Source organism: Streptomyces sp. NPDC101194 (assembly GCF_044767885.1).
Lineage (GTDB): Bacteria > Actinomycetota > Actinomycetes > Streptomycetales > Streptomycetaceae > Streptomyces.
In genome coordinates, this window is the sequence record NZ_JBIWOS010000003.1 from 43,819 (window position 1) to 60,721 (window position 16,903).

Below are 16,903 nucleotides of genomic sequence, written 5' to 3' on the forward strand. Positions count from 1 at the left end.
CAGGCATCACCCATCAGTGCGGCACCTGCGAGAGGAAACACCATGACCACCGAGCTGAGCCCCGCCGCCCCGACGGAGCCCCTGGAGCGGGCCCGTCAGGACTACCGGGACCTCGCGGGACTCGGACTCTCGCTCGACCTCACCCGGGGCAAGCCCGCGCCGGAACAGCTCGATCTCTCCGACGACCTGCTGAGCCTGCCCGGCGGGCGGCACACCTCCGCCGACGGCACGGACATACGCAACTACGGCGGGCTGCAGGGGCTGCCCGAACTCCGGGAGATCTTCGCCGGGGTGCTCCAGGTACCGGCCGGGCAGCTGCTCGCGGCCGGGAACTCCAGCCTCGAACTGATGCATGACTGCCTGGTGCACGCCCTGCTGAGCGTGGTGCCGGGCGCGCAGTCGCGATGGGTGGAGCAGGAGCGGATCGCGTTCCTGTGCCCGGTGCCCGGCTACGACCGGCACTTCGCGCTGTGCGAGCGGTTCGGGATCGACATGATCCCGGTCCCGATGACCCCCGAGGGCCCGGACATGGATGCCGTGGAACGGCTCGTCGCCGAGAACCCCGCGATCAAGGGCATCTGGTGCGTTCCGAAGTACAGCAACCCGGACGGCGTCTGCTACAGCGACGGGACCGTGGCACGACTCGCCTCGATGAACACCGCGGCTCCCGACTTCCGAATATTCTGGGACAACGCCTACGCCGCTCACCACCTCACCGACGAGCCCGTCGAGGTCGCCGATCTGCTCGCCGCCTGCACCGGGGCCGGGAACCCGGACCGGGCCTTCGTGTTCGGCTCCACTTCGAAGATCACGACGGCGGGCTCGGGCGTCGCCTTCTTCGGCTCCTCGCCCGCGAACGTGCAGTGGCTGCTCGGCAACAACGCCAAGCGGTCGATCGGCCCCGACAAGATCAACCAGCTGCGGCACGTCCTGTTCCTGCGGGACGCCGACGGCATGCGGGCCCACATGGAGCGCCAGCGGGCCCTGCTGCAGCCCAAGTTCGAGGCGGTGGAGCGGATCCTGGAGGCCGAGCTCGGCGGGACGGGGCTCGCGACCTGGACCTCACCCAAGGGCGGTTACTTCGTGACCCTGGAGGTGCCGGACGGCTGCGCCGAGGAGGTCGTACGCCGCGCCGCCGAGGCGGGCATCGTACTGACCCCGGCCGGCGCCACACACCCCTACGGCGACGACCCGCGCGACGCGGTCATCCGGATCGCCCCCAGCTACCCGGGCCTCGCGGAGCTGGAGCAGGCGATCCAGGGACTCGCCGTCTGCGTCCGCCTGGTGGGGTACGAGCAGCGGGCGCGCTGAGCCGTTGCGCCGGGACGGTCCGGTCACGGCGCCGACGAGGATCCGGACCGGGCCGACGCGACGGATCCCACCCGGGTGCGCGCCCACCGGCACTCGTCCGGGACCCGCGAGGGGGGTCCCGGCGGGCGCTTCCCGCCACGGTCCTCCGTTCGGTTCGGGCCGGTACCCGCGACCCCGCGCGATCCGGAGGCGGGACCCTAGGCGAACTGGCCGGGCCGGTAGTCACCGGCCGGCTGCTGGGTGATGACGTTCACGCGGTTGAACGCGTTGATGAGGGCGATGAGCGACACCAGGGCGCCGAGCTGCTCCTCGTCGTAGTGCTTCGCGGCGTTCGCCCAGACCTCGTCGCCGACACCGCCGGCGGCGTCGGCGATGCGGGTGCCCTGCTCCGCCAGCTCCAGGGCTGCGCGCTCGGCGTCGGTGAACACCGTGGCCTCCCGCCAGGCGGCGACCAGGTTGAGACGCACCGAGGTCTCCCCGGCGTGCGCGGCGTCCTTGGTGTGCATGTCGACGCAGTAGGCACAGCCGTTGATCTGACTGGCGCGGAGCAGCACAAGCTCCCGCGTCGAGTCCGGCAGCGTCGATTCCGCGATCACTTGGCCCGCCGCGACGACGTGCTTCAGCGCCTTGCCGATGACCGGGTTGCCGAAGAGGTTCAAGCGAGCGTTCATGGTGCACTCCTTGCCGTTGTTGGCGGTTACACCTCTCTGACGGAAACGGCACCGCACGTTGTGACAACCTCGGATGTGACGTGCGTCTCCCTGCCGCATCACTGCAGGATGCGCCCGCGAAGCGGTCAGGACCGCCGCCCGGGCCGGCGATCGGGAAAGTCTCTGGATTCGGACGGGCGGGTCCGTTAAGGTCTGACGAGACGGAACGGTCCGTCTCGTCGAGTCGGCGGCACGTCCCCGCGGGGACACCACCGCGGAGCGCGATGTTCTTCACGGACGAAGGAGTTGCTTTCTGTGCCTGGTGCCAGGGTTTGGTTCATCACCGGTGCTTCCCGTGGCCTGGGTCGCGCGTTCACCGAGGCGGCGCTCTCCGCCGGGGAGCGGGTCGTGGCGGCCGCCCGCGACATCGAGCCGCTCGCCGAGGTGGCCGAGAAGCACCCGGACGATCTCGTACGGCTCTCTCTGGACGTCTCCGACCGCCGGGCGGTGTTCGAGGCGGTGGAACAGGCGGTGGCGGCTTTCGGCCGACTCGATGTCGTGGTCAACAACGCGGGCGGCCTGCTGTACGGCATGGTGGAGGAGGCCACGGAGAAGCAGATCCGCGATCACTTCGACGTCAACTTCTTCGGGGCGGTGTGGGTGGCGCAGGCCGTGATCCCCCACCTGCGTGCGCAGGGCTTTGGGCGGGTCCTGCAGATCACGTCGATGGGCACCGGCGGCGGCATGGCTTCCGTCGGGTTCTACGGGGCGGGCAAGGCGGCGCTCGACTCGGTCAGCGAGGCGCTGGCGATGGAGGTCGAGCAGTTCGGGATCAAGGTCACGGTCGTCCAGATGGGCGGCTATGCCACGGAGTTGTTCACGGCGGGCACGACGACGACGGCGCCCGACCCCGCCTACGACACGCTGCGCGCCCGGCTGGCCGAGATGTGGGGCGAGGACGCCGGCCCCGATCCCAGCACGGCAGCACCCGCGCTCATGGAGCTGGCCGCACTGCCGGACCCGCCTCGGCGCCTGATTCTCGGCGGACGGTCGTTCGACCTCGTCCAGGAGATGAGCCGCGCGCGTGCGGAGCAGTACCGGGACTGGGAATCCCTCAGCCGCATGGCACCGGGCTGACCCCGCAGGGTCGGGAGTCCGGCATCGCCGAGTCTGCCGCCCGGGGTTCCCGACAGGGCGGCCGGGCGGCCGCTGCACACCGGGGGGCGGACGTCCTGGACGGCACGACCGCGGACGACGTCAAGGCGTTCCGCGTTCTTTCCCGTTCGGGTGATGTGCGGCGTGTCGCGAGGATCCCGGAGCGCTCTGGGCAGTCTCCAGGCGACCGATCCTGAGAGGGGAAGCAGTGGGGCTGTCACGCGCGTACCGGCACGCCATCAGCGAGGGGCCGACGCCGGCCGATGCGGCGGGGGCGCCCGCCCTTCCGTATCCGAGCGGCTGGGCCGCACTGGCCTTCTCCGACGAGTTACGGCCGGGCACGGTGCTCACCCGGCCGTTGGCCGGGCAGGACGTGGTGCTCTACCGGCTCGGTACGGGGGCGGTCCGCGCCATCCGCCCGTACTGTCCGCACCTCGGTGCCCATCTCGGTCTGGCGAAGGTCGACGGCGACGATCTCGTCTGTCCGTTCCACTTCTTCGCGTTCGGCCCCGACGGCGCGTGTGTGCGGACGGGATACGACACGAAGCCGCCGAAGTCGCCCCTGAGCCGACTGCCGGTGCACGAGGTCAACGGTGCTGTCTTCGTCTGGCGGCACCACGACGGCCGGGCACCCGACTGGTTCATCCCCGACTGGCACGAGGTGGGTCACCGCCCGGCCCGCAGTGCCGCCTGGGAACTGGCCGGCAATGTCCAGGAAGTCATCGAGAACTCGGTGGACCTCGGACACTTCGCCACCCTGCACGGCTGGGCGAAGGCCGAGATCGGCGGACCCGTGGTCTACGACGATGCCGCGTTCCATGTGTCCATGCGGGCCCACGAGTCGGCGCCGCTGCTGGGCGACTTCGTCGTCGAGGTGGAGGTGGACGGATACGGACTCGGTTGCCTGCACGCCGATGTGCACACGCCTCGGATCGGGTTGCGGATGTGCACGATGGTGCTGCCGACGGCGATCGCGCCCAACCGGATGCAGTTCCGGCAGAGGAACCGCATCGCGTTCACCGAGCCGGCCCGGCTGCCGGCCCCGCTCGCACGGGCGGTGAGCCGGACCGCCGCGCGGCTGCTGGACCGCGCGGTCTTCCGGTCCAGTTGCGAGTTCACCGCCGCCGACTTCCCGATCTGGAACCACAAGCGGTACCAGCAACCGCCCCGGCTCGCTCCGGGCGACGGCCCGATCGGCCCGTTCCGACGCTGGGCCCGGCGGTTCTACCCGCCGCCGGGAGAGAACGGGGCACACGGCTCGACCACGGCGGGCGAGGTCGGCCGGTTCGGCGCGGCGACGGAGCCGCCACGGCGAGAATCCTCCGGAGCCACCGCGTCGGGACCCGAGCACGGCTGATCCCCGCGCGGTGTCCGGCGTCATGGCCCGGACATCCCGAACTCCGGCTGCCCCCACCCTCGTTCGGGGCCACCGCACCATGCGGTCCTCACCGGCCTCTCGTGGAGCCGCCGCCCCTGGGCGCGCCCACGAGGCCGGCCACCCGCAGCGCGTGGACGAGATCCCGTTCCCTCGTCGGGGACACCGCGCGGGCCGCGGCCAGCAGTTGCGGTACGAGCCGATGGGGGTCGCCGGCGGCCACCCGGGCCGCGTCCTGCGGCGTCCGTACGCGGATGAAGGCTCCCAGCAGCGCCTGCGCCTGCCGTCTCCGTCCCGCCCGGTCCAGCGCCGCCACCGCATCGGTGATTTCCGCGGCCGGCCGCGCCACCCCCTGGCGCAGCAGCTGCTCGCAGTCGTCCGGGCGTCCCGCGGCGGCGAGCGCGTCCGCCGCCGCGGCGAGCGCGGCGGGCGGGAGCGAGGCGACCTCCCACAACAGGGTCGCCCAGTCCGCGTCGAGGCCCGCCCGGTGCAGCTCGACGGCGAGCACCGCAAGCCGGTCCGCCGGCCAGGCGGCCGCCTCGCAGAGCACGACATGGGCCTCACCGCCGCGGCCCCCGGCCCGCAGCCGGACCAGCCGCTCGACGGTGCCGACGGCGGCCCGGCGCACCTCGGGGTCCGGGGCGGCGGCCGTCCGGTCCGAGGGCGCCTCGCCCCTGATCACGGCGGTGCCGAAACGGGCTCCGCGCGGCACGGCGGCCGTCGTCGGCGCAACGGGCGGAACGAGTGCGGCGACGACCCCGTCGCCATCGGCTCCGTCGGCGTCCAGTCCGGCGAACCGGGCACCCCGTGGCTGCTTGCGCCCGGGGGCGGGGGGCCGACGATGCGGTGGTGACACGTCGGGGCCTCGCTCGGCGGCGCGCCCGGGGGCGGAACCATGCTCGACCTCGACTTCGGGTGCGGAACCGCGCTCGGCCTCGGGCACAGGACCCCGATCCGGGACCGGCTCCCCCACCCGGAACCACCGCCCACCCCCCGACTCGGGTTCGGGGCCCCGATCCGGGACCGGATCCTCCGCACGGAACCGGTCCTTCGGCTCCGTCACCGCGGCCAGTCGCCCGCGCAGCTCAGCGCAGCGCGCGGTGGCGCGTTCGTGGTCGGCGCGGGCCCGGGCCACCGCCTCCGCGTCCGGGGCCCCCGTGCCGCCCGTTCCGGCCGCCCGGAGACGCAGGGCGGCGTGCGTCCGCTCCCGCAGCATCAGCTCCAGCCGTTCGACGAGCATCTGCCGTCCGCCCGGCCTCCGGTCATGAGCGGCCACCGAGACGGAGTACAACTCGGCGGCCCGTACCGACTCGTGTCGTGCGAACGCCGCGCCGCGCACCGCCACCAAGTCCTCCAACAGCGACTCCATCACGTCCCAGGGCGGAATCTCGACACCGTCGAGACAGGCCCGCATGCCTGCGGGATCGCTTCGGCAGAAGATGCCGTACCAGCCGCTCCCGGGGTCGAGCAGTGCCACCACATCGCGCAGGTAGTGACTGAACTCCCTTGCTTCCCAAGCACTTTGATGAGTTGCCATCGCCGCCCTCGCCAACGTCGGCCGGAGCCTTCCGGTCCGCAGGCATTCGACCCCAGCCGTGTTACGGCACGGCTACACCCGTTTTTCGACCGCGGTGCGGTCGGCGCACGGCGTCGCGCACAGAGCCGCGACCCGCCCCTCCCCCGCGCACCCGACAGGGCGGCACACCTCCGCCGAGCCCGCACCCCCCGCGGACCGGAACGGTCCCGGCACATGCCACCGCGGCCCGTCGCGGACCGCGACGAACGGACCGGGAAGGAGCGAGCGGCATCAGCCGTCCGCACCCCACCCATGGCGGCCACTCGTCATGGACGGCGCGGGCGCTCCGACCGCCCGACGGACGGCCCGAGAGCGCCTAACCCGCCAGCGGCACCGCGTCCGGCACCGGGGCGCAGCGCCTGAGCAGTTCGTCCATCGACAGTCCGAGCGCCCCGGCCAGCGCCGCGACGGTGAAGAAGGCGGGGGTCGGCGCGCGACCCGTCTCGATCTTGCGCAGTGTCTCGGCGGAGATTCCGGCGCTCGCCGCGATCTCGACCATGCTGCGCCGACCGCGCGCCTCACGCAGCAGCGCTCCGAGGCGTTCGCCGCGCAGGCGCTCTTCCGGGGTCAGGGGCGTCCGTACCATGCCGTCATACTAATACCGCCACGACCGGTATAGTAATTGGCGCGGTGCGGCTCAGGACGAACGCGTCGATCGGAGCGACGCGCGAGACGGGCCGGGTCGTGGCGCACGTACCGAGGTCCGCGCGGGAAGCGGCGGCGGTCGGCGTCTCCCCGCGCGAACTCGACGAGGTGGCCCGAGAGGTTCCTCGTGAGGCGGGCGCCGACTCGCCGTTCCCGAACCACCGGCCGCGTTTCACCCCGACCCCGTTCCCCGCGGTCGTCCGCACGTCGGTCGACGACGCGACCGCGCCCGGCGTCACGACCGGTCAGCGGCTGCGCGACGGCGATCCGGTGAGCATCGACGCGGGCGCGACGCCCGGTGGCCGGGCGGGCGACTCGACGATCGATTTCACCGTCGGCGGCGCCCGGCCGGCGGACACCCGGCTGATCGACACGGCGTTCGCGGCGCTGGAGGCGGGCATCGCGGCGGCGGCGGCCGGCAATCGCATCGGCGACATCGCGCACGCCATCGGCACGGTCTGCCGCGCGGCCGACTACGGCATTCCGGAGGAATTCGGCGGCCATGGCATCGGCCGTTCGACGCACGAGGACCCGGCCGTCCCCGACGAGGGACGACCGGGCCGCGACATGCGGCTGCGGCACGGGATGGCGCCGGCCGTCGATCCGATGCCGATCGGCGGCGGCACCGACGGCCTCCACCCGGACCGGGACGGCTGGACCTTGCGCACGTCCGACGGCAGCCGCGTGGCGCACGCCGAGCACACGGTGGCGATCACCGACGACGGCCCACGCATCCCGACCGCACCTGAACACCCGGTGACCCATTCCTTCCGCGTGCCGCCAGGACCTCTCGTTCGGATCGCACCGCACTCGCATGCCCGGCGCCGGTCCGGCCCGATCCGAACGAAGGACCCTAGTTGTTCTGGATGAACTGCTTGGCCAATGCCTCGCCGGCGGTGACTGCGGCGCTGTGGCTCTCGATCGGTGACACCTGGGAGTTCTTGAAGAGGATGTAGGTGACGCCGGAATCGGCGCCGCCGGTCTCCGGATCGGGGTCGATGCCGAGCGCCTTGGCGGTGGCGTACGACGCTTCGCCGATGATCTTGCTGGGGCCGGTGTCGCCGACGACGGCGTACTCGACCTTGTTGTTGTAGATGACGGCGACGACGCCACCGCCCTTGATCCCCGCGCTGCTGTAGTTCCAGATGCTGCTGCTGCTCGGCACGACGACGTACGGCAGCTTCTCGGCGCTCAGCGGCTTGTCGCCGGAGGTGTGGAACGCCGTGTCGTCCTGGAACCACGGGTCGGTGTTCGCATTGCAGGCGGTGGTGACCTGACCGTCGCAGTCGATGTCCATGTCGGCCTTCCAGAACACGGCACCGTTCTTGCCGCAGACGGGTATGGTCGCCGACGCCTCCTCGTCCGTACGGTACTTGCCGTTGGAGATCTGCGAGCACGAGGTGACCTTGGCCAGCAGATCGGCCGCGCTGACGGAACCCTCCTTGACTCCGGCCCCGCCCTGGTCGACGGCGCCGGAATCCGCTCGGGGCGCGGCGGACACGGCGCCCGGGGCCGGACTGGCCACGGCGGCGGGGGTGAGCGTGGCGGCCGCGAGCAGGGCCGCTCCGGAAGCGGCGGCGAGGGCGAGCGTTCGAGTACGCACAGTGGGGGTGCCCTTTCCATTAGGAAACTTTCCTTACCGACGCGCCCAAGATGACCCCTAAGTCATGTCCTCGTCAAGACCGCCGGGGCCGGCCCTCGCGCGATACACACGAAGAACCGACCCCGAAAAGAGGGTTATTGACTTGTCGTCAGGAACGACCGCTCGGATTCACGACCATGGCCGAACCCCCGCCGCGGCGTGCCTTTTCCGCAGCCGCCAGCCACCGCCCGTCCGGCAACCGCTGTACACCCGTCGCTGCCCCGATCTCCGGGTTCAGCTTGAAGGCATGCCCCAACGCCTCCAGTTGTCCCCGTACCGGGCTGTTCCACAGACCCGGTTCGAGCTCCGTCGTCGCCGAGTTGCGCTGACTGGCGCGCGGCGCCGCGATCGCGTCGACCAGCGGCAGCCCTCGGTCGACGTTGCCGATGAGCGACTGGAGCACGGTCGTGATGATCGTGGCGCCACCCGGCGAGCCCAGGGCCAGCACCGGCTCTCCGTGCTTCAGCACGATCGTCGGCGAGATGGACGAACGCGGACGCTTGCCCGGACCGGGCAGGTTGGGGTCGTGGACCGCCGGGTCGGCGGGCGCGAACGAGAAGTCCGTCAGCTCGTTGTTGAGCAGAAAGCCACGCCCCGGCACGGTGATGCCGCTGCCGCCGGTCTGCTCGATCGTCAGGGTGTACGCGACGACGTTGCCCCACTTGTCGGCCGTCGTCAGATGGGTGGTGTTCTCGCCCTCGTACGTCGTCGGGGCGGCCTTGCCGCCCGCCCGGCAGTCGGCCGGGTGACGGGGGTCTCCCGGCGCCAGCGGGCTGGTCAGCACCGCGTCGTCCTTGATCAGGCACTCCCGCGAGTCGGCGAACCGCCGGCTGAGGAGCCCCTGCGTCGGTACGTCCTCGAACGCCGGGTCGCCGACCCACCGTCCCCGGTCGGCGAACGCGATCCGGCTCGCCTCGATGTAGCGGTGCAGATACCGCGCCTCGCTCGCCTTCGAAAGGTCCGTGGACGCAAGGATGTTGAGTGCCTCGCCGACGCTCGTGCCGCCGGACGAGGAAGGCGCCATGCCGTACACGTCGAGGCCCCGGTAGCCGACCTTCGTCGGAGCCTGCCGCAGCACCCGGTAGGACCGCAGGTCCTTGGCCGTGAGGTCGCCGGGACGTACGACCCGGGTGGACCGCGGGTCCACCGGCGGGTTGCGCACGGTCCGTATGACGTCCTCGGCCAGCTCGCCCCGGTACAGCTCGTCGACGCCCTTGCGGCCCACCTGCTCGTACGTACGCGCCAGATCGGGATTCTTGAAGACGGAGCCGACCGCCGGCAGTTGTCCGCCCGGCAGGAAGAGCTCCCTGGTCGCCGGGAAGTCGGCGAACCTCGCCTGATTGCCCTCGGTCTGCGAGCGGAACGTGCTGTCGACGACGAAGCCGTCCCTGGCGAGCCGCTCGGCCGGCTTCAGCACCTGTCGCAGCGATTTACTGCCCCAGGTGTCGAGTGCGGTGTCCCAGGTGGCCGGGGTGCCGGGGGTGCCCACGGCCAGTCCGCTGGTGACGGCGGCGTCGAAGGCGATCGGCTTGCCGTTCTCCAGGAAGAGCGAGGAGTCCGCACTGCGCGGTGCGGTCTCCCGGCCGTCGATCGTCTCCACGGTGTGTCTCTTGGCGTCGTAGTAGACGAAGTAGCCACCACCGCCGAGACCCGCCGAGTAGGGCTCGGTCACACCGAGCGCGGCCGCGGTCGCCACCGCCGCGTCCACCGCGTTGCCGCCCTTGCGCAGTACCTCGATGCCCGCGGCCGACGCATCCGCGTCGACGCTGGCGACCGCCCCACCGTACCCCACCGCGACAGGCGACTTGGGGGGTGGCGCGGTCGGTGGTGCGGACGAGGACGGGGCCGCTGCCCCGACCGTGACGACAGCGGCGAGAACAGCCGACAACGACACACTCCGCGCGACGGAACGTCGCATGCACACCTCCAGTGACGGATTGTTCGCCGCAGGGTAGCGCCGCTCCGCCCGCCTCGTCAGGACCGCCGTGAATCCCGAACCACGTGCCCGCTAACATGCCCGCCCATGAATGACGACGTACGCAACATCGTGCTGGGCGTGGTGGCCGCCGGCATCAGCGCCGCGCTGGGCTGGCTCGCCCGCACCTATCTCTGGCGCCGAAAGCTCCGCCGCAAGCAGGCGTTCTTCGGGCTGCCGGGCAATTCCGAGTGCCTGCTCGTCGTCAACCGCGAGGCGGGCGGCGACGGGGCCGTGCACCGCCACGACGTCTTCGCCCTGCTCGAACTATCCGCACTGATCAAGGACTGTTCGGCACACGCGCAGATCCTGTCCCACGACGTCGCGCAGCAGGGCTTCGGAGAACGCACCGAATTCTGCGTCGGCGGGCCGGTGTCCAACCGGCGGATGGCCGCCCATCTGCATTCGCTGCTGCCCGGGGTGAAGATAAACACCGATCCGGAGCCCGGTCCCGACCGAGGCGCCTTCCAGATCGGTTCGGAGCGCTACCGGGCGGAGAAGGGCGTCGCCGAGCACGTGCTGCTGGCACGACTGACACTCGGTCAGGAAGCGCGTCCGGTCTTCCTGTTCTGCGGGCAGCAGGCGATCAGCAACCAGGCCGCCTCCCGCTATCTGGCCCGCAACTACGAGAAGCTGGCCCGCAAGCACGGCAACAACACGTTCTGTCTGCTGCTGAAAGTGGTCAACTCCCGTGCGTACGGACCCGATGTGGTGGAGATCGTCGCCGATGTGACGCGGGCCGCACAGGCGCCCGTACCGGTGCCGCGCAATTCGCACCGGGCGACGGGCTGATCCCGGCCCCGCGGACCGGGCGGATGTCAGACGGAGCAGTGGGCCGGTCCGATGACACCGTCGGCGCCGATCACCTTCACCGCCGCACCCCGGTCCGCGGTACGGGCCTGGGCGGCCGTGCAGATCAGCTGCTGCCGGGCGACCTCGGAGAATTCCGTGACGGCTGCGTTCACCCGGACCGTCACCCCGTCCGGCCCCAGAGTCAGGCCCAGTGTCCGGATGTACGGCAGTTCGGAACGGAGACCCGCCGCGGCCTCGGCCTTCGTGGGTCCGTCGAAGAGCATGGCCAGGGCCTTGTCGGATCCGCGCCACGCGCGCACCGCGCCCCCGGCGCCGGCACCGCTGTCCGTCGTCAGGTCGACCTGCCGCACGACCGGCATCAGCCGGCTCGCGGAGGACGAGGACACGAAGTAGAGCAGCGTGCCCTCCGGGCCGCCCGGCGCCACGTCCACCGTCGCCGGGTCGCCGACCTCGACGACGTCCGTCGCCTGTATCCCGCATCCGGCCACCGGCAGCACGAGGGGCAGCAGGAGGCCGAGGGCCCGTACGCCTCTCACCGTCCCTCCAGGGGGAGTTCCACGGTGAGGACCGCGCCGCCCCCGGGCCCGTTGGCCGCGTGCACGGTGCCGCCGTGCAGCCGTACGTTCTCCTGGGTGATCGCCAGACCGAGCCCACTGCCCGCCGAACGGGTGCGGGCCGCGTCGGCCTTGTAGAACCGGTCGAAGATGTGCGGAAGCACCGCCGGGTCGATACCCGGTCCGCTGTCCGCGACTTCGGTCACCAGCCAGGAGGCCCCGCCCCACGATCCGGTCCGCAGCCGTACGGTGACGGGCCGCGCACCGTGCCGCAGGGCGTTGCCCACGAGGTTGGCGACGACGACGTCGAATCGACGCGGATCGAGCAGCGCCCGCACTCCGTCGGGGAGTTCGGTGTCCACCCTGTCCTCCCAGTGCCTGCTCTGCAGGGTCTTGCGGATCGTCTCGGCGACATCGACCTCGTCGAGATGGAGATCCGCCGCCTTCGCGTCGAAGCGGGAGATCTCCATCAGGTCCTCGACGAGGGTGGCGAGCTTCCCCGTCTCGGCACTGATCAGCCGGACGGCCGCCGCGGTGTCGGCGTTCAGCTGGGCGGCGTCCTCGTCGAGCACCTCGGTGACGGCGAGCATACCGGCGAGCGGGGTGCGCAGTTCGTGCGAGACGTCCGAGGCGAAGCGTCTGGCCCGCGCCTCCGCCCGCCGGAGCTCCTCCACCGACTCCTGGAGCTTTGTCGAGGACTCGTTGAACGTCCAGGCGAGTTCGGCGAGTTCGTCGGAGCCCCGGACCTCGATACGGGTGTCGAGCTCGCCCCGCCCGATGCCCGCCGCCGCCCGCCGCAGGTCGCGTACCGGACGCAGCACGCTGCGGGCGGCGAGCAGGGCGGGCACCAGCGCGATCACAAGTGCGGGCAGGGCGCCGTCGCGGGCCGCGGTGACCATGGCCTTGACATTGGCCTCCTCGGTGGACAGCGGTATCACGGCGTAGAGGAACAGCCCGGTGGGCTGGCGTCCGTCGCCCCGGTCGAACAGAGCGGGCATCCCGACGGTCAGCCAGGGCCTGCCGTCCTTGACGACCCGTTGGAAGGAACCGCTCGCGTTGCGCCGGACGGCGTCGCGCAGCGCGGGGGTGATCACGTTGGAGGTGGGCCGGTCCGACGAGGAGACCCGGATCTTCCCGTACTCGGCGAAGACGCGGGTCTGCGGCCTGCCCTCCCTGGCGAGGTGCTGACAGTTGCGCCGCAGTTGCTCCTCGTCCACGGGCAGGGTCACGGCCAGCGCACCGATCCGGTCGCGGAACTGGTCGACGGCCGTGTCCTGGGCCTGTTGGAGGATGGCGGAGCGGGCCTCGCGGTAGGTCAGGGTCGCGGTGGTGACGGCGCTGATCGCCGCGACCAGGAGGAAGGCGGCTATGAGGCGGGTCCGCAGCCCGAACCGGGCGGCGAAGAGCTTCATGCGAGCGGCCCGAAGCGGTAGCCGAAACCGCGGACGGTCTGGATGTAGCGCGGGCTGCCCGCCACATCCTCGATCTTCTGCCTCAGCCGCCGCACGCAGGCGTCGACCAGCCGGGCGTCTCCGTGGTAGCTGTGCTCCCAGACGCATTCGAGGAGCTGCTGCCTGCTGAACACCTGCTCGGGCGAGGCCGAGAGGTGGAGCAGCAGCTTCAGTTCGGAGGGCGCCAGGAGGATCCGTTCCCCCGCCTTGGCGACCGAGAGTCCGGTGCGGTCGACGACGAGTTCGCCGTGGTGCTCGAGGCCGCTGCGTCCCGCGGGCTCGGCGAGCCTGCGCAGTACGGCACGGATCCTGGCCTCGATCACCTCGGTGCGGGCGGGCTTGACGATGTAGTCGTCGGCCCCGGCCTCCAGACCGACGACCACGTCGAAGTCGTCGCCGCGCGCCGTGAGCATGATGATCGGGAGCTGGCTGGTCTCCCGGACCCGTCGGCAGACCTGGACCCCGTTCATTCCGGGGAGCATCAGGTCGAGGAGCACCAGATCGGGCCGGAACTCCCCCAGCGCGGCCAGCCCCGCCTCACCGGTCTCGACGGCCCGCAGTTCATGACCGCGTCGACGCAGCCCCAGCTCGACCCCTTCCCGTACGGAGGGGTCGTCTTCGATCAGCAACACGCGAGGCATGGCAGGAGTATCCCAGCGATCAAGGAGTGGATTCGAACCGGTGAACGGACCGCGCGCCCGGCGGGTTCAGGCCCGCCGCAGCCGCCCGCGGCCCGCGGAGATCAGGGCACTGATCTCCCGCAGTCGGAGGGGCCGGGCCAGCAGCGCGACCGTGAGCAGGAGCACGGCGGTCCCCGCCCCCACCGCGGCGAAGTCGCCGAATCCCTCGCAGGCGCGGGCGGCCAGGTGTCCCAGCAGCCCGGCGGGCACACTCGCCACCACCAGCCGCAGCTGCGCCCACAGCCCGGCCGAGCGCAGCAGCGAGGGCCGGACGGCGGCGCTGCCGCAGACCCTGCGGTGCAGCACGTACGCGGTGACACCGAAGCCGGCGAACAGTGCCACCGAATAGGCCCCGGCCATGCCGGTCACGGCCCAGCGGACCGGCAGCAGCAGGTACGCGACGACACAGAGTCCGGCGTTGAGCGCGGCGATGACCAGATTGAGGAGGAACGGCGTGCGGGTGTCGCTCATCGCGTAGAACGCGCGGGACAGCACGTACTGCCCGGAGTAGGCGATCAGCCCCGGCGCGAACGCCATCATCATCCCCGCCATGGCCGCGATGTCCGCGGCGCCGGTGCGCCCGTATCCGTACACGGCCCCCATCACCCACGGCGCCAGCGCGAACAGCGCGGCCACGGCGGGCACCACGACCGCGGCCGAGGTTCGCAACGCGTACGAGACGTCGCGCCGCACACCCGTCAGGTCGTCGTCCGCCGCCGAGCGGCTCATCCGGGGCATCAGCGCCGTGACGAGGGAGACGGTCACGATGCCGTGCGGCACCACCCACAGCTGATAGGCGTAGCTGTACGCGGTGTAGCCCACACCGCCCGACACGTGCTGCTCGACGGCATGCTGGCCGGTGGCGGTGGAGAGCCGGGTGACCACCCAGTAGGCGATCTGGTTGGTCAGCACGAGCATGACGAGCCAGCCGGCCGCGCGCAGCGGTCGGGTGAGACCGCTGCCGCGCCAGTCGAACCGCGGTCGCCAGCGGAACTTCGCGGCCCGCAGCGCGGGCACCAGGGCGAGCGTCTGCACCGCGATCCCGGCGGTGGTCCCCCAGCCGAGCCATTGGGCCTGCGCCGAGGTCAACGTGCCGTCGGAGCCGGTCGCCACACCGAGATAGATCCCGAACACGGCGATGATCACGACGTTGTTGAGGACCGGGGTCCACATCATCGCCCCGAACCGGTCGCGGGCGTTGAGCACTTGGCCGAGCAGCGTGAACAGTCCGTAGAAGAGGATCTGCGGCAGGCAGTAGCGGGCCAGGGCAATGGTGAGATCGGCCTGTCCGCCGTGGTAGTCGGGGGCGTAGACCGAGACGATCCACGGTGCGGCCACGACCGTCAGCGCGGTGAGGGCGAGGAGCCCGATCGTGCAGAGGGTGAGCAGCCGGTCGGTGTACGCGGCTCCGCCGTCGGCATGGTTCCTGGCGGCCCGGACCAGCTCCGGGACGAAGACGGCGTTGAGCGCGCCGCCGATGAGCAGCGTGTAGAGGATGTTGGGCACGGTGTTGGCGACGGTGTACCCGTCGGCCTGGAGTCCGGTGCCGAGCGCGGCGACGACGACCGCCGAGCGTACGAAGCCGGTCACCCGCGAGACGACGGAGCCGGACGCCATGACGGCGCCGCTGCGCAGCACCGAACCGGACGTGCGTTCCGCGGCCTTCGAGGCCGCTTCGGTGGCCGTCATCGGCGGGCCAGGTACGCCTGGAACGCACGGTACAAGGTGTTGTTGGCGGCTCCGCCCACCGATGTCTCCCACTCTCCGAGGGTCTCGACGACCTGACCTCCGGTGCCGAGTTTCCAACGGAGCAGCCCGAAGGGGCGGTCGTCGGGGTCAAGGGTGGAGGGTACCCCGCGCATGTCATGCACATCGGCACCGAGCTCATGGGCGTCGAGCATCATCTTCCACTGCAGCGCGTTGCTGGGACGGACCTCGCGGCGGTGGTCGGCGGAGGCGCCGGTCTGGTACCAGACCCGTCGGCCGGTGCTGATCATGGTGTGAGCGGCCAGGATCTCGCCCTGGTGGACGGCGAGGTAGAGCCTCATCCGGCCGGGCCGCTCGGCGTTGAGTACGGCGTACTGCCGTTGGTAGTACGCGAGGGAGCGACCGAGCCGGAAGCCGTCGCGCTCCTCGGTGATCCGCAGCAGTCGGTGGAATTGAGGGAGTTCGGCCTCGCTGCCGATGACGATCCGCACCCCGGCCTTCTGGGCCTTGCGGACGTTGCGACGCCATTCCTGGTTGAGTCCCGACCACAGTTCGCCGGGGGTCCGCCCGGCGAGCGGGACCCGGAAGACGTAGCGCGGCTGCGCGTCGGCGTCCTCTCCCCCGTCACCGCCGCAGCGGCGCCAGCCGCGGGCCCGGAGCCGTTCGGCGACGGCCGTGCCGAGCGGGTCCACCTCGGTGGCGAGCACGTCGCCGATCCTCCGGCCGGGGCCGGTGGCCGCCTTGAGGCGGGCGGTGTCCCAACGGCGGTACGTGGGTGAGGGGCCGATCCGAACGGCGAAGGCACCCGCCTTCCGCAGATGGGCCACGAGCGGTCGCAGCCAACGGTCCATGTCGGGATCGGCCCAGTCGGCCACCGGGCCCTCGGGCAGATAGGCGAAGTACTTTCGGGTTCCGGGGAACTGCCGGTAGAGGACCAGAGCGGCCCCGGCCGGTTCGCCCGCATCGCTGTGCCAGCCGACCGTTTCCGAGGTCCACTGTTCCTTCACCCCGGCCCAGGACGGATACTGCAGGAAGCTCGCCTCCGTGCGGGTGGCGACGAATGCCCGGTGCTCGGCGGCGGTCAGGCCGCGTATCCGTAGCTCCTGGTCGCGGCTGCGGTCCCCGGTCGCGAGCAGTGCTGACATGTTCGTGGCCCTCCCTGGTCCGCCCCGCTGTCGGCTCCGCGGGGCTGCACAGGATGCTCACAGCGGTCCGTGACGGAGCCGCGCGGCGTATGTGACCGGACGATGACCGTTCCGCTGCGGTCCATGTCACACAGAGGATTTCCTGGTTTTCGGTCGATTTGTGGAACCTATCGTCGGTCATAACGCCTCATCACCGATGAGAAGCAATGCCTTGGAGGTTTCCG

General features: G+C 71.4%; 14 protein-coding genes and 1 pseudogene. 5 read left to right on the forward strand and 10 right to left on the reverse strand.

Annotated elements, in window-relative coordinates; all coding sequences use genetic code 11:
- The first annotated feature begins 42 nt into the window (after positions 1-42).
- Positions 43-1,311 (forward strand): aminotransferase class I/II-fold pyridoxal phosphate-dependent enzyme, encoded by a 1,269-nt coding sequence (locus tag ACIRP2_RS13305; protein ID WP_404249583.1) that lies wholly within the window; start codon positions 43-45, stop codon positions 1,309-1,311.
- A 197-nt stretch (positions 1,312-1,508) separates the two neighbouring features.
- On the opposite strand, the gene ACIRP2_RS13310 is transcribed toward ACIRP2_RS13305, so the two are convergent.
- Entirely contained in the window at positions 1,509-1,982 is a 474-nt protein-coding gene (locus tag ACIRP2_RS13310) for a carboxymuconolactone decarboxylase family protein (RefSeq protein ID WP_404249585.1), read from the reverse strand.
- Between the two features lie 294 nt (positions 1,983-2,276).
- Here ACIRP2_RS13310 and ACIRP2_RS13315 point away from each other — a divergent pair, with 294 nt between their 5' ends.
- Both ACIRP2_RS13315 and ACIRP2_RS13320 read left to right on the forward strand, forming a co-directional pair.
- Positions 2,277-3,098, forward strand: coding sequence for an SDR family NAD(P)-dependent oxidoreductase (locus tag ACIRP2_RS13315; RefSeq protein ID WP_404249587.1), 822 nt, complete (start codon positions 2,277-2,279; stop codon positions 3,096-3,098).
- 226 nt (positions 3,099-3,324) lie between these two features.
- On the forward strand, positions 3,325-4,473 hold the full coding sequence (locus ACIRP2_RS13320) for a Rieske 2Fe-2S domain-containing protein (RefSeq protein WP_404249589.1): 1,149 nt from the start codon (positions 3,325-3,327) through the stop codon (positions 4,471-4,473).
- A gap of 88 nt (positions 4,474-4,561) precedes the next feature.
- Here ACIRP2_RS13320 and ACIRP2_RS13325 read toward each other — a convergent pair whose 3' ends face one another.
- Together ACIRP2_RS13325 and ACIRP2_RS13330 are read right to left on the reverse strand one after the other, a co-directional pair.
- Complete coding sequence (locus ACIRP2_RS13325; protein WP_404249591.1) at positions 4,562-6,028, reverse strand: hypothetical protein; 1,467 nt, start codon at positions 6,026-6,028, stop codon at positions 4,562-4,564.
- Positions 6,029-6,383: 355 nt separating this feature from the next.
- The gene (locus ACIRP2_RS13330) at positions 6,384-6,653 is read right to left on the reverse strand and encodes a helix-turn-helix domain-containing protein (RefSeq protein ID WP_404249593.1); all 270 of its coding nucleotides are present in this window, start codon (positions 6,651-6,653) and stop codon (positions 6,384-6,386) included.
- 35 nt (positions 6,654-6,688) lie between these two features.
- On the opposite strand from ACIRP2_RS13330, the pseudogene ACIRP2_RS13335 reads away from it, so the two are divergent.
- A pseudogene (locus ACIRP2_RS13335) lies at positions 6,689-7,456 on the forward strand (M24 family metallopeptidase); the annotation flags it as partial.
- 109 nt (positions 7,457-7,565) lie between these two features.
- On the opposite strand, the gene ACIRP2_RS13340 reads toward ACIRP2_RS13335, so the two are convergent.
- Complete coding sequence (locus ACIRP2_RS13340; RefSeq protein ID WP_404249595.1) at positions 7,566-8,315, reverse strand: glycoside hydrolase family 75 protein; 750 nt, start codon at positions 8,313-8,315, stop codon at positions 7,566-7,568.
- Between the two features lie 148 nt (positions 8,316-8,463).
- A complete protein-coding gene (gene ggt, locus ACIRP2_RS13345) occupies positions 8,464-10,272 on the reverse strand; it encodes a gamma-glutamyltransferase (protein WP_404249597.1) in 1,809 nt (602 codons plus the stop codon).
- A gap of 105 nt (positions 10,273-10,377) precedes the next feature.
- On the opposite strand from ggt, the gene ACIRP2_RS13350 reads away from it, so the two are divergent.
- Positions 10,378-11,121 (forward strand): hypothetical protein, encoded by a 744-nt coding sequence (locus ACIRP2_RS13350; RefSeq protein WP_404249599.1) that lies wholly within the window; start codon positions 10,378-10,380, stop codon positions 11,119-11,121.
- A 26-nt stretch (positions 11,122-11,147) separates the two neighbouring features.
- Here the strand turns inward: ACIRP2_RS13350 and ACIRP2_RS13355 are convergent, their stop codons facing one another.
- The 5 genes from ACIRP2_RS13355 to ACIRP2_RS13375 all read right to left on the reverse strand — a co-directional run bounded on the left by ACIRP2_RS13355 (position 11,148) and on the right by ACIRP2_RS13375 (position 16,679).
- Positions 11,148-11,678: a hypothetical protein gene (locus ACIRP2_RS13355; protein WP_404249601.1), complete on the reverse strand. Its 531-nt coding sequence runs from the start codon at positions 11,676-11,678 to the stop codon at positions 11,148-11,150.
- A complete protein-coding gene (locus ACIRP2_RS13360) occupies positions 11,675-13,108 on the reverse strand; it encodes an ATP-binding protein (protein WP_404249603.1) in 1,434 nt (477 codons plus the stop codon). The genes ACIRP2_RS13355 and ACIRP2_RS13360 overlap by 4 nt, the downstream gene beginning before the upstream one ends.
- Positions 13,105-13,788, reverse strand: coding sequence for a response regulator (locus tag ACIRP2_RS13365; RefSeq protein ID WP_404249605.1), 684 nt, complete (start codon positions 13,786-13,788; stop codon positions 13,105-13,107). Before ACIRP2_RS13365 ends, ACIRP2_RS13360 begins: the two co-directional genes overlap by 4 nt.
- A gap of 66 nt (positions 13,789-13,854) precedes the next feature.
- Entirely contained in the window at positions 13,855-15,516 is a 1,662-nt protein-coding gene (gene murJ / locus ACIRP2_RS13370) for a murein biosynthesis integral membrane protein MurJ (protein WP_404249607.1), read from the reverse strand.
- Positions 15,513-16,679, reverse strand: a complete 1,167-nt coding sequence (locus ACIRP2_RS13375) for a lipid II:glycine glycyltransferase FemX (RefSeq protein WP_404249609.1) — start codon at positions 16,677-16,679, stop codon at positions 15,513-15,515. The genes murJ and ACIRP2_RS13375 overlap by 4 nt, the downstream gene beginning before the upstream one ends.
- Between the last annotated feature and the right edge of the window lie 224 nt (positions 16,680-16,903).